General features: G+C 63.3%; 10 protein-coding genes. 8 read left to right on the top strand and 2 right to left on the bottom strand.

The features are described from left to right. Positions 1-111 precede the first annotated feature (111 nt). From chvE to IE101_RS12490, 8 genes are all read left to right on the top strand, one after another. Positions 112-1,134: a multiple monosaccharide ABC transporter substrate-binding protein gene (gene chvE / locus IE101_RS12525; RefSeq protein WP_229804160.1), complete on the top strand. Its 1,023-nt coding sequence runs from the start codon at positions 112-114 to the stop codon at positions 1,132-1,134. A gap of 82 nt (positions 1,135-1,216) precedes the next feature. Beyond that, positions 1,217-2,737, top strand: a complete 1,521-nt coding sequence (mmsA, locus tag IE101_RS12520; protein WP_189634185.1) for a multiple monosaccharide ABC transporter ATP-binding protein — start codon at positions 1,217-1,219, stop codon at positions 2,735-2,737. A gap of 12 nt (positions 2,738-2,749) precedes the next feature. After that, complete coding sequence (gene mmsB / locus IE101_RS12515) at positions 2,750-3,934, top strand: multiple monosaccharide ABC transporter permease (protein WP_189634184.1); 1,185 nt, start codon at positions 2,750-2,752, stop codon at positions 3,932-3,934. A 4-nt stretch (positions 3,935-3,938) separates the two neighbouring features. Continuing rightward, positions 3,939-4,928 (top strand): AraD1 family protein, encoded by a 990-nt coding sequence (gene araD1 / locus IE101_RS12510; protein WP_189634183.1) that lies wholly within the window; start codon positions 3,939-3,941, stop codon positions 4,926-4,928. A gap of 11 nt (positions 4,929-4,939) precedes the next feature. Then, positions 4,940-6,682, top strand: coding sequence for an L-arabinonate dehydratase (araD, locus tag IE101_RS12505; RefSeq protein WP_189634182.1), 1,743 nt, complete (start codon positions 4,940-4,942; stop codon positions 6,680-6,682). Then, a complete protein-coding gene (locus IE101_RS12500) occupies positions 6,682-7,602 on the top strand; it encodes a Gfo/Idh/MocA family protein (protein WP_189634181.1) in 921 nt (306 codons plus the stop codon). The genes araD and IE101_RS12500 overlap by 1 nt, the downstream gene beginning before the upstream one ends. A gap of 38 nt (positions 7,603-7,640) precedes the next feature. Continuing rightward, complete coding sequence (locus IE101_RS12495) at positions 7,641-9,152, top strand: aldehyde dehydrogenase (NADP(+)) (RefSeq protein WP_189634180.1); 1,512 nt, start codon at positions 7,641-7,643, stop codon at positions 9,150-9,152. Between the two features lie 56 nt (positions 9,153-9,208). Beyond that, positions 9,209-10,060 (top strand): SMP-30/gluconolactonase/LRE family protein, encoded by an 852-nt coding sequence (locus IE101_RS12490; protein WP_189634179.1) that lies wholly within the window; start codon positions 9,209-9,211, stop codon positions 10,058-10,060. 33 nt (positions 10,061-10,093) lie between these two features. Here the strand turns inward: IE101_RS12490 and rhaI are convergent, their stop codons facing one another. Together rhaI and IE101_RS12480 are read right to left on the bottom strand one after the other, a co-directional pair. After that, positions 10,094-11,368, bottom strand: a complete 1,275-nt coding sequence (gene rhaI, locus IE101_RS12485; protein ID WP_189634178.1) for an L-rhamnose catabolism isomerase — start codon at positions 11,366-11,368, stop codon at positions 10,094-10,096. Between the two features lie 4 nt (positions 11,369-11,372). Then, positions 11,373-13,475 carry a bifunctional rhamnulose-1-phosphate aldolase/short-chain dehydrogenase gene (locus IE101_RS12480; protein ID WP_373296117.1) on the bottom strand — a complete coding sequence of 701 codons (2,103 nt, stop codon included), beginning with the start codon at positions 13,473-13,475 and terminating at the stop codon, positions 11,373-11,375. Between the last annotated feature and the right edge of the window lie 92 nt (positions 13,476-13,567).

Here is a 13,567-nt window from a genome sequence, read left to right as displayed (position 1 = left end):
TTTCGAATCGAAAGAGGCGAGAGACCGGAGGAGGAGATGGGTCGCTGTGACAGCGCCCCCAATGTCAGGGAGACACCCATGAAATTCAAATCCGTCGCCACCGCACTGGCGATGTGCGCGTCCTTCATCGCGTTCAGTGCTGCGGCCGAAACCGTGGGCATCTCGATGCCGACGAAATCTTCGGCGCGCTGGATCTCGGACGGCAATTCGATGGTCGAACAGTTCAAGGCCGCAGGCTATGAAACCGACCTGCAATATGCCGAGGATGATATCCCCAACCAGCTCGCCCAGATCGAAAACATGATCACCAAGGGCGTGGACGTTCTGGTGATTGCCGCCATCGACGGGACCACCCTGTCGAACGCGCTGGAAAATGCCGCCGCTGCCGACATCAAGGTCATCGCCTATGACCGCCTCATCCGTGACAGCGGCAATGTCGACTATTACGCGACCTTCGACAACTTCAAGGTTGGCGTCCAGCAGGCCAGCAGCCTCGTGGACGGGCTGAAGGCACGCTTTGGCGACACCAAGCCGTGGAACGTCGAACTCTTCGGCGGCTCGCCCGACGACAACAACGCCTATTTCTTCTATGATGGCGCCATGTCGGTGCTGCAACCGCTGATCGACGCGGGCGACGTTGTGGTCGTGTCGGGCCAGACCGGCATGGACAAGGTCGGCACCCTGCGTTGGGACGGTGCAGTCGCACAGTCGCGCATGGATAACCTCCTGTCGGCCAACTACACCGACAAGCAGGTGCATGGCGTGCTGTCGCCCTATGACGGGCTGTCGATCGGGATCCTCTCCTCGCTCAAGGGCGTGGGCTATGGTTCGGGCGACATGAAGATGCCGATCGTCACCGGGCAGGATGCCGAGGTGCCTTCGGTCAAGTCGATCCTTGCAGATGAGCAGTATTCGACCGTCTTCAAGGACACCCGCGAACTGGCCAAAGTGACCGTCGGCATGGTGGACGCCATGCTGAAAGGCGGCGAGCCGGAGATCAACGACACCAAGACCTATGACAATGGCGTCAAGGTGATCCCGTCCTACCTGCTCGAACCCGTCTCGGTCGACAAGTCGAACTGGGAATCGGTGCTGATCGGCTCGGGCTACTACACCAAGGACCAGATCCAGTAATCCGATCCGGACCGGATCTTTCATGGGCCGCCCCCTGCGCAAGGGGGGCGGCCACCCTTTCCCCATCACGACGGAGCCCCGCATGACCGCGCTTCTGGAGATGCGCTCCATCACCAAGACCTTCCCGGGCGTCAAAGCCCTGGACCAGGTCAATCTTCTTGTCCGCAAGGGCGAAATCCACGCGATCTGCGGCGAAAACGGCGCCGGGAAATCCACGCTGATGAAGGTGCTGTCGGGCGTCTATCCGGCTGGCAGCTATGAGGGCGACATCCTGTATGACGGTGCGGTGGCGCAGTTCCGCAGCATCCGCGACAGCGAGGCCAAGGGCATCATCATCATCCATCAGGAGCTGGCGCTGGTGCCGCTTCTGTCGATCGCCGAAAACCTGTTTCTGGGCAATGAACGCGCACAAGGCGGCGTCATCAACTGGCCCGAAACCTTCCGCCAGACCGAGGCGCTGCTGAAGAAAGTGGGCCTGAACGAAGCCCCCGGCACGCAGGTCGGCAAGCTGGGCGTGGGCAAGCAGCAACTGGTGGAAATCGCCAAGGCGCTGTCCAAGGACGTGCGCCTGCTGATCCTCGATGAACCCACTGCCGCCCTGTCGGAAAGCGACAGTCAGGCGCTGCTCGACCTGCTGCTCGAACTCAAGGCGCAGGGCGTGACCTCGATCATCATCAGCCACAAGCTGAACGAGGTGCGCCGCGTGGCCGACAGCGTGACGGTGATCCGCGACGGCACCACCGTATCCACCCTGAACGCCCATGCGGAACCCATCACCGAAGACCGTATCGTGCGTGACATGGTCGGCCGCGACATGGCCCACCGCTACCCCGAACGCGCGCGCCGCGCCGGCGAAGTGGTGTTCGAAGTATCAGGCTGGAACGTCTGGCACCCCGAACATGCCGAACGTCAGATCATCCGCGACATCGGGCTGACTGCCCGCGCGGGCGAGGTGGTGGGCATCGCGGGCCTGATGGGATCGGGCCGGACCGAGCTTGCCATGTCGATCTTCGGGCGCAGCTACGGGCGCAATATCTCGGGCGAGGTGAAGGTCCACGGTAAGCGGGCCGATGTCTCGGATGTCAGCCGCGCGATTGCCGCAGGCATCGCCTATGTGACCGAAGACCGCAAATCGCTGGGCCTGATCCTTGAGGAAACGATCCAGCGCAACACCACGCTGGCGAACCTTCCCGCCGTGGCAACCTCGGGCGTCATCAACGAGGCGCGCGAAACCGAAGTGGCCGAGAAATACCGCGCCGCCATGCGGATCCGCACCCCCAGCGTCTTCCAGAAGGTTGTGAACCTGTCGGGCGGCAACCAGCAAAAGGTGGTGCTGTCGAAATGGCTGTTCACCGAACCCGAGGTGCTGATCCTCGATGAACCCACGCGGGGCATCGACGTTGGCGCAAAGTACGAAATCTACAGCATCATCAACGACCTGAGCGCACAGGGCAAGGCGGTGGTGATGATCTCGTCCGAAATGCCCGAGCTTCTGGGCATGTGCGACCGGATCTATGTCATGAACGAGGGGGCCTTCGTGGGCGAACTGTCCGCCGCCGAAGCCACGCAAGAGCGCATCATGTCGCTCATCGTCACAGAATAAGGGAGAGGCCGGATGAACCAGTCCACCGCCAAGGCCGAGGGGATCGGCGCTTATCTTCTCAAACACATGCGCGAATACGGGCTGCTTTTTGCCCTGATCGCCATCATGGTCTTCTTCCAGATCGTGACCGAGGGCACGCTGCTGAAGCCGGTGAACATCACCAACCTCTTCCTGCAGAACAGCTATATCATCATCATGGCCCTTGGCATGCTGATGGTGATCGTCGCGGGGCATATCGACCTGTCGGTCGGATCGGTCATGGGTTTTGTCGGGGCGCTGGCCGCGGTGATGATGGTCAGCTGGGGCCTGTCAGTCTGGATCACGGTGCCCGCCTGCATTCTGGTGGGTGTGGCGATCGGGGCGGCGCAGGGCTATTTCGTGGCTTTCTGGAAAATCCCTTCGTTCATCGTGACGCTGGCCGGGATGCTCGTGTTCCGCGGCCTCTCGCTCTGGCTGCTGGCAGGCCAATCGATCGGGCCCTTCCCCAAGGAATTCCAGGCCCTTTCGACCGGTTTCATCCCGGATTTCTTCGGGGTCGGCAAACCCAATGTCACCGCGCTGGCGGCAGGCGTCATCGCGGTGGCCGTGCTGATCTGGATGGGCCTGAAAACCCGCGCCCGCAATGCCCAATACGGGATCGAGGATGAACCGACCGCCTTCTTCGTGATCCGCAACGGCATCATCGCCGCCGCGCTGATGTTCGTAATCTGGAAGCTCTCTGGCTTTCGCGGCCTGCCGAACGTGCTGATTTCCATGGTGGTGCTGACGGTGATCTATGCCTTCATCACCGAAAGCACGACGCTCGGCCGCCGCATCTATGCGCTGGGAGGCAATGAAAAGGCCGCCAAGCTCTCGGGCATCAAGACCGACCGTCTGACCTTCCTCACCTTCGTGAACATGGGCTTCCTCGCAGCCCTGGCCGGGCTGATCTTCGCCGCCCGTCTGAACACCGCCACCCCCAAGGCCGGCTTTGCGGTCGAACTCGACGTGATCGCCGCCGTCTTCATCGGTGGGGCCTCGGCCTCGGGCGGAACCGGGCGCGTCATCGGCGCGGTGGTCGGCGCCTTCATCATGGGGGTGATGAACAACGGCATGTCGATCCTGGGCATCGGCATCGACTATCAGCAGGTCATCAAGGGCCTCGTGCTTCTGGCTGCCGTGTTCTTCGATGTCTACAACAAACGCAAGCAAGGCTGATCCGATGTTTCTTTCGCAAATCCAGACCGAGACCGGGGATCGCGCCGTCGTGGCCCGCGATGGTCAGGCCGCCCATATCGTCCCGGGTGTGACCCGCGTCATCGACCTGGCCAAGGCCGCCATCGCCGCGGGCCGGACCCTCGCCCAAGAGGTCACGGCTCGTGGCACCGGCCCGGCAGTCGATCTGGCGGCAGCCTTGGCCGAAGGCCGCGTGCTGCTGCCCGTGGACCATCCCGATCCGGCGCATCTGCACCTGACCGGCACGGGTCTGACCCATCTCGGCTCGGCCGCGACGCGCAATTCCATGCATGCCAAGGCCGACCCCGAACAGATGACCGACAGCATGAAGATGTTCCGCATGGGGCTTGAGGGCGGAAAACCCGCCCCCGGTGGCATCGGGGCACAGCCTGAATGGTTCTACAAGGGCAACGGTCATGTGGCGACGGCGCCGGGCCAGCCGCTGCTTTCGCCGGGCTTCGCGCTGGATGCCGGGGAAGAACCTGAAATCGCAGGGATTTACCTGATCGGCGAGGATGGCACGCCCTTCCGCCTTGGCTTTGCGCTTGGCAATGAATTCTCCGACCATGTGACAGAACGCGGCAATTACCTCTGGCTCGCCCATTCCAAACTGCGCCCCGCCGCCTATGGCCCCGAGCTGCTGGTCGGTGCCCTGCCCGATCACGTCGAAGGCACCAGCCGCATCCGCCGCGATGGCACGGTGATCTGGGAAAAACCCTTCGTCTCGGGCGAGGCGAACATGAGCCATACGCTCGGCAATCTGGAACATCACCATTTCAAATATGACCTCTTCCGCGCGCCGGGGGATGTGCATGTGCATTTCTTTGGCACGGCGACGCTGTCTTTCGCCGATGGCATCACCCCCCAGCCCGGCGATGTGTTTGAAATCGCGGTCGAGGCCTTCGGCCTGCCGCTCTGCAACCCGCTCGTCCAGCAGCCCGCACAAGCCGGGGCGCTGGCGGTCAAACCCCTCTGAGGCCCGCAGACATGACCTTCAAACCCGCCCCCTGGCCCCGCAAGCTCCGCTCGCAACACTGGTTCGGCGGCACGTCGCGCGACACGATCTATCACCGCGGCTGGCTGAAAAATCAGGGGCATCCGCATGATCTTTTTGACGGGCGTCCCGTCATCGGCATCCTCAACACCTGGTCGGATCTGACACCCTGCAACGGGCACCTTCGCGAGCTTGCCGAAAAGGTGAAGGCGGGCGTGTGGGAGGCCGGCGGCTTTCCGGTGGAAGTTCCGGTCTTCTCGGCCTCGGAAAACACCTTCCGCCCCACCGCGATGATGTATCGCAACCTCGCTGCCCTTGCGGTGGAAGAGGCGATGCGCGCCCAGCCGATTGACGGCGCCGTGCTGATGGTTGGCTGTGACAAGACCACCCCTTCCCTTCTGATGGCGGCGGCTTCGACCGACATTCCTTCGATCGTGGTGACCGGTGGGCCGATGCTGAACGGCTATTTCCGGGGCGAGCGCGTGGGCTCGGGCACCCATCTGTGGAAATTCTCGGAAGCCGTGAAGGCGGGCGAGATGACGCAGGAGGAATTCCTCGAAGCCGAAGCTTCGATGAGCCGGTCGACCGGAACCTGCAACACCATGGGTACGGCGTCGACCATGGCCTCCATGGCTGAGGCCCTGGGGATGGCATTGTCGGGCAATGCCGCAATCCCGGCGGTGGATTCGCGCCGTCGCGTCATGGCGCAAATGACCGGCCGCCGCATCGTGCAGATGGTCAAGGATGACCTGAAGCCGTCGGATGTGATGACGAAACAGGCCTTCGAGAACGCGATTCGCACCAATGCCGCCATCGGCGGGTCGACCAATGCCGTGATCCACATGCTCGCCATGGCGGGGCGCGTGGGTGTGGACCTCACGCTGGATGACTGGGACCGCTGCGGCCGCGAGGTGCCGACCATCGTGAACCTCATGCCTTCGGGCAAGTATCTGATGGAAGAGTTCTTCTATGCGGGGGGCCTGCCAGTCGTGCTGAAACGTCTGGGCGAGGCGGGGCTTCTTCACAAGGACGCGCTTACAGTTTCCGGCAGCACGATCTGGGAAGAGGTCAAGGATGTCCGCAACGACAATGAGGACGTGATCCTGCCCGCCGACAAGGCGCTGACCAAATCGGGCGGCATCGTGGTGCTGAAGGGCAATCTTGCGCCCAAGGGCGCGGTGCTGAAACCCTCGGCCGCCAGCCCGCATCTGATGGTGCATCGTGGCCGCGCCGTGGTGTTTGAGGACATCGACGACTACAAGGCCAAGATCAACGACGAGGCGCTGGATATCGACGAAACCTGCGTCATGGTCCTGAAAAACTGCGGTCCCAAGGGCTATCCCGGCATGGCCGAGGTCGGCAATATGGGCCTGCCACCCAAGGTGCTGCGGAAGGGGATCACCGATATGGTCCGCATTTCCGACGCCCGCATGTCGGGCACGGCCTATGGCACCGTGGTGCTGCACACCTCGCCCGAAGCGGCGGCGGGCGGGCCGCTGGCGGTGGTGCGGAACGGCGATTTCATCTCGCTCGATGTGCCCAACCGATCGGTCGTGCTGGAGATTTCCGACCAAGAGCTCGCCGCCCGGCTGGCCGCCTGGACCCCGCAGCATGAACGCCCCGCTTCGGGCTATGCCTGGCTTCATCAGCAGCATGTCGAAGGCGCCGATACGGGGGCGGATCTCGACTTCCTCAAGGGCTGCCGCGGGCGTGAGGTCGGGAAGGATTCGCATTGATGGCCCGGCAAAAAGTTGCGCTGGTAGGCATCGGCAAGATCGCCCTTGACCAGCACGTGCCCGCGCTCGCCGCCTCGCCCGACTGGGAACTGGCGGCGACCGTTTCGCGCCATGGCCGGGTCGACTCTGTGCCCGCCTATGAAACGCTGGGCGCGATGCTGGCCGCCCACCCGGAAATCGGGATGGTCTCGCTCTGCCTGCCCCCCGTGCCGCGCTTCGATTACGCGGCCGAGGCGCTGCGCGCGGGGCGCCATGTCATGCTGGAAAAGCCCCCTGGCGCAACCCTGGCCGAGGTGCATCATCTCCAATCCCTCGCCGCCGGTCAGGGCCTCACGCTTTTTGCGACCTGGCACAGCCGCATGGCCCATGCCGTCGCCCCGGCCAAAGCCTGGCTTGCTGACAAGACGATCACCCGCGCGACCATCACCTGGCGCGAGGATGTCCGCAAATGGCACCCCGGTCAGGACTGGGTCTTTGAGCCGGGCGGGATGGGCGTCTTCGATCCCGGCATCAACGCGCTGTCGATCCTGACGGAAATCCTGCCCGCGCCGGTGCATCTGCTTGGTGCGGAACTGGAATTTCCGGCAAATCGCCAGACCCCCATTGCAGCCCGGCTGCGCTTCACCGACAATGTCGCCGCGGATTTCGATTGGCGACAGGAGGGTCCGCAAACCTGGGATATCGTGGTCGAGACCCCATCCGGAACGCTTGCCTTGCGGATGGGCGGGAACGTGCTGGAGATCGACGGCAATGTCGCAGGGGGTGAACATACGATCATGGGAGAGTATCCCGCCCTCTACGCCCATATGGCAACGCTGGTGCGGCAGCGGATCTCGGATGTTGATCTTGCGCCGATGATCCATGTCGCCGATGCGCTGACGCTGGGCCGCCGCATCCCTGCGGCACCGTTCGAGTTCTGATCCTGGATCAGGGCTTCCTCCTCTGAAAGGACCTCGCAATGCATTTCACTCCTCATGGCCGGCACCTAGTTGCGGGCGAATGGGTTTCCACGACCGAAACCTTCCCCTCCGAACCCGCTTCGGGCCCGGCGCATCAGTTTTCGGCAGGCAATGTGGATCTGGTGAACGCCGCCTGCGCGGCAGCCGAGGAGGCGTTCTGGAGCTTTTCCGCCACGACCCGTGCCGAACGCGCGGCCTTCCTTGATGCCATCGCCGATGAAATCGAGGCTCGCGCCGAGGCGATCACCGAAATCGGCAGCCAGGAAACTGGCCTGCCTGCGGCGCGTCTGCAGGGCGAACGCGGGCGCACAACGGGCCAGCTGCGTCTTTTCGCAAACCACATCCGGAATGGCGACTATCTGGACCGCCGCGTCGATGCAGCGCTGCCGGACCGCCAGCCGCTGCCCCGGCCGGAAATCCGCCTGATCCAGCGTCCCATCGGGCCGGTCGCGGTCTTTGGCGCCTCGAACTTCCCGCTCGCCTTCTCGACCGCGGGTGGTGACACCGCTTCCGCGCTGGCTGCAGGTTGCCCTGTGGTGGTCAAAGGTCATTCGGCCCATCCCGGCACGGGCGAGATCGTGGCCGAGGCCGTGCTTGCTGCGATTCGGTCATGCAACCTCCATCCCGGTGTGTTCAGCCTGATTCAGGGCGGCAAACGTGAGGTTGGCACGGCACTGGTTACGAATCCGTTGATAAAGGCCGTGGGTTTCACCGGATCGCTTGCCGGGGGACGCGCCCTCTTTGATCTTTGCGCCGCCCGGCCCGAGCCGATCCCGTTTTTCGGCGAGCTGGGCTCTGTTAACCCGATGTTCATTCTTCCGGCCGCAATGTCGGCCCGTGGCGAGGGAATCGCCAAGGGTTGGGCAGGCTCGCTGACCATGGGGGCGGGTCAGTTCTGCACCAATCCGGGGATTGCGGTGGTAAGGGCGGATCAGGCGCAAGCCCTGGCCGACGCAACCGTGTCGGCATTGCAGGCGGTGGGCGCGCAAGTGATGCTGACCGAAGGGATCGCCGCGGCCTATGTGAAAGGCCGCGATCGCATCGCCGAGACAACCGGGGTGCAATCGCTGCTGACGCAGATGTGCGATCGCCGCCAGGCGACCCCGCAGCTGTTCATCGTCAAGGGCTCGGATTGGCTGGCCAATCACGACCTGTCGGAAGAAGTCTTCGGCCCGCTGGGTCTGATCGTGACGGCAGAAACGGAAGAGGAGATGGTGACCATTGCCAAAAGCCTCGCCGGGCAGCTGACCGCCACGCTGCATCTTGATGCCGAGGACAGCGCCCTTGGGCAGCGCCTCATGCCGGTGCTGGAACGCAAGGCAGGGCGCGTCCTCGCCAACGGCTTCCCGACGGGGGTCGAGGTCTGCGATGCAATGGTGCATGGCGGGCCCTACCCGGCCTCGACGAATTTCGGGGCAACCTCGGTCGGCACAATGGCAATCCGCCGTTTCCTGCGGCCGGTGAGCTATCAAAACATCCCCGCGGCATTGCTGCCCGAGGATCTGCAGTAAAACTTCAGCCGGGCGGCGGTCGACCGCCGCCCGCTATCCCAACGCCGGAGAGTCGGATGACTGCCCATGTCTTTGATGATCGTGTGTGCCTGCTGGGGGAAGGGCCGCTCTGGCATCCACTGCGGAAGGAACTTTTCTGGTTCGACATCGTCGGCAAGAAACTGCATGCCAGCACGGGGGTAAACACCCGCAGCTGGAGCTTTGACACCCACCATTCTGCTGCCGGCTGGGTCGATCAATCCACCCTGATCATCGCCTCGGAAACGGGTCTTTGGCGATTTGACATTGAAACGGGCAACCGCACCAAGCTTGTCGATCTTGAGGCCGATCAGCCTGGAACCCGGTCCAACGACGGCCGGGCTGATCCTTGGGGCGGATTCTGGATTGGCACGATGGGCAAGAATGCCGAGCCCGAGCTGGGTGCAATCTACCGCTATTATCAAGGGAAGCTGAGGCAGCTGTTCGACCGTATCACCATTTCGAACGCCATCTGCTTCGCGCCGGACCGCAGTTGCGCCTATTTCGCGGATACGGACCAACAGAAAATCTGGCGGGTAAAACTCGATCCAGAGGGTTGGCCCGCAGGTCAACCGGACGTGTTTCTTGACCTCGGGCCGGACGAGCTCTGGCCCGATGGTGCGGTGACGGATGCCGAAGGCGCGCTCTGGAACGCCCAATGGGGCGCCGGTCGGGTCGCCCGCTATCTGCCGGACGGACGATTTGACCGTGCCTTGTCTCTGCCTGCGCCGAATACCACTTGCCCGGTCTTTGCCGCAGGCCGCCTTCTTGCCACCACCGCGCAGGGCGGGATGGAGGATGAACTGCTCGCCGCCCATCCGCAATCGGGCCTCACCTTCGATCTCGGCCCGGTACCGTTCGCACGAGATGAACCTGCCGTGAAACTCTGAGCCGCCCCCGATCGGGGGCGGCCCAAAAGGCAATCAGACGATGCCGCCACCCGCGCCCGAGACACGCGGCCGGATCTCTGACACACGCGCCCGGTACCCGCTGCTGCGATAGGTCGCGATCGGGTCAATCGCGCCGCCTTTGCGCAGCCGCGCCATGGCGAGGATCGGCTCCACATCCGTGCGGAAGGCCGCGCGCAAGGTGGCCGAGGCCATGAGCGCGTCATTCGCATCTTGATACCCGGCCAGCGCGGCGCGATCCACAAGGCTCGCCTGCACGAAGGCACGCTGGATTTCCCCGGCCGAAAGGATCAGGCTTTCAATCGGATCGGTCACATTATGGCTCTGGTCGATCATATGGGAAAGGTCGAGGCCGGGCGTGTTCTCCAGCTCGACCAGTTCATTGAAGACCAGGAACAGCCGGTAGGGTTCGATCGTGCCGGAATCCAGATCATCGTCCCCATATTTGGAATCGTTGAAATGGAACCCGCCCAGCTTGCCCGCCCTGACCAGTCGCGCCACGATCATTTCGATATTCACATTGGGCGCATGATGGCCCAGATCGACCAGACATTGCGCCTTGGGGCCAAGCTCCTGCGCGGTCAGAAGGCTCGTGCCCCAATCCTGCACGACGGTGCTGTAGAAGGCGGGCTCATACATCTTATGTTCGCTGAACAGCCGCCAGTCGTCGGGCAGCCCCGCGTAGATCGCCTTCATCGACTGCAAATAGCGGTCAAACTGCCGCGACAGCGAGGTCTGGCCGGGGAAATTCGACCCGTCCCCGATCCAGACCGTCAGCGCCTTTGACCCCAGAGCCTGCCCGATCTCGATACATTCGAGGTTATGTTCCACCGCCTGCGCCCGCGTCGCCGCATCGGTATGGGACAGCGAACCGAACTTGTAGCTTTGCGCCTGCCCCGGCTGGTCCTGGAAGGTGTTCGAATTCATCGCATCGAACCCCAGCCCGTATTCCGCGGCCTTGGCCTTCAGATCGGCGGGGTCGGCCTTGTCCCAGGGGATATGCAGGCTGACCTTGGGCGTCGCTGCGGTCAGCCGGTGGATCACCCCGCAATCGTCCAGCTTGTCAAAGATATGGCGCGGCTCGCCCAAGCCCGGAAACCGAGCAAAGCGGGTGCCGCCGGTGCCAGTGCCCCAGCTTGGCACCGCCACACCAAAGCCCATGGCGCGGGTGGTCAGCGCCTCGATCTCGATCCCCCGGCGCGCTAGCTGCGCGCCAAGGGCCTCGTAATCCGCCTGCAGGGCGGCACTGCGTTTGGCGTTTTCCGCCTCGAGGATGGTCGGGTCGATCATGGGTTCACCGCGTGAAGGCTTGCACATTGCCGGCATCGACATTGAGGATATTCCCCGTCGATTTTGCCGACAGATCCGAGGCGAAGAAATAGGCGCCCTCGGCGATATCCTCGGGCAGGACCGAGCGTTTCAGCATCGACCGCTGGCGATACATCTCCTCCAGCCCCTCCTTGTCCTTGCCGTAGGTCGAGGCGCGTTGATCCAGCCATTCGCCCGACCAGATCTTCGACCCGCGCAGCACGGCATCGGGGTTCACCACGTTCACACGGATGCCCGCCTCGGCCCCTTCCAGCGCAAGGCAGCGCGCCAGATGGATTTCGGCGGCCTTGGCCGTGCAATAGGCGCTGGCATTGGGCGAGGCCGCAAGCCCGTTCTTCGAGGCCACAAAAATCACCGAACCGCCCACATCCTGCGTGCGGAACAGCTTGAACGCCTCGCGCGAGACCAGGAAATACCCGGTCGAGAGGATGTCCATGTTCTTGTTCCACAGCGCGAGCGTCGTCTCCTCGATCGGCGCCGAAGAGGCGATCCCGGCGTTCGAGACCAGAATATCAAGGCCGCCGAATTCGACCGCCGTCTCGGCATAGGCCGCGATCACCTGCGCCTCATCCGTGACATTCATCTGCACCGCGCGGACCACATCCTTGCCAAAGACGCGCGCCATGCCCGCGGCCACATCTTCCGCCGCCTTGCCGTCGATATCAGCCAGAACCACGCAGGCGCCTTCCTTCAGGAAGCGTTCCGCCGTGGCCGAACCAATCCCCCCTGCCCCGCCGGTGACCAGCGCCACACGGCCGGCAAGGGCCTTGGGTTTCGGCATCCGCTGCAGCTTGGCCTCTTCCAGAAGCCAGTATTCGATATCGAAGGCCTCCTGCTCGGGCAGACCCTGATAGGTCGAAACGGAGGAGGCGCCGCGCATCACATTGATCGCATTGACATAGAACTCGCCCGAGATCCGCGCCGTCGCCTTGTCCAGCGCGAAGGTGATCATGCCCACCCCCGGCACCAGATAGACCACCGCATTCGGATCGCGCAGCGCGGGGCTGTCGGGGTGTTTGCAGCGGTCGTAATAGGCGGCATAATCGGCACGATAGTCGGCAATCGCGGTTTCCAGCCCGGCGATGGTGGCCGCAAGATCCGGGTTTGCCGGGTCAAAATCCACCACCAGCGGACGGATCTTCGTGCGCAGGAAGTGGTCGGGGCACGAGGTGCCAAGCGGCGCCAGCGTCGCCAAGGCCTGCGAGCCGACGAAATCCAGCACCGCCGGTTGATCGTCGAAATGGCCAACCTTATGGCGCTCTTTGGAAATCAGCCCGCGGATCACCGGCATCAGCCGGGCCGCCACGGCGCGGCGCTCCGCCTCGGGCAGCGTCGGAACCTTCGGCCCGCCGAAGGGCACCACACCGGCAGTTTTCGCCTCAAGCCAGGCGGCGGCCTTGTTGATGATCTCCAGCGTCGTCAGGTAACAGTCCTTGGCATCATCCGCCCAGGTGAACAGACCATGGCTTTCCAGCACACAGCCGCGCGCCTGCGGATTTTCGGTGGCGAATTTTTCCAGCCACAAACCCAGTTCATAGCCCGGTTTCTTCCAGGGCAGCCAGCCGATGTCATCGCCAAAGATTTCCGCCGTCAGTTCGCGCGAATTGACCGAAGCGGCAATCGCGATGATCGAATCTGAGTGGACATGATCGACATGCTTGCGTGGCACATAGGCATGCAGCGGCGTATCAATGCTGGCCGCGCGCGGATTGAGGTTGAAGGTGCAATGCGGCAGATAGCCCACCATCTCATCCTCATGGGCAAGCCCGCGATATTTTCCCTTCAGGGCGCGCAGCTTGTCCATGTAGAGGGTGGAAAACCCGTCCATCTTCATCGAGCCGATATCGCCGCCCGACCCTTTCACCCACAGAACTTCGGCCATTTCGCCGGTCAGCGGGTCCATTTCCATCACTTTCGCGCTGGTATTGCCGCCGCCGTAATTGGTGACGCGCTTGTCCGAACCCAGCAGATTCGACCGATACAGCAGCTTTTCCGATTCCGTCATCGACGCGGCCAGCGCGTCATCCCACAGGTTTTCAAGCCGATTGGCGGCGGGGGTCATAGCCATCCTGTCCTCCCTGCGCGCAGGCAACGTGCCGCGCCTCCTTGGGGCGAAATGTGCCAGCCTACGGCGGAATGTCAATCATTTTCGATCACAAC

Origin of the sequence: Gemmobacter lanyuensis (assembly GCF_014652355.1) — a bacterium.
Lineage (GTDB): Bacteria > Pseudomonadota > Alphaproteobacteria > Rhodobacterales > Rhodobacteraceae > Gemmobacter > Gemmobacter lanyuensis.
This window is presented reverse-complemented; position numbering and strand designations above follow the sequence as displayed.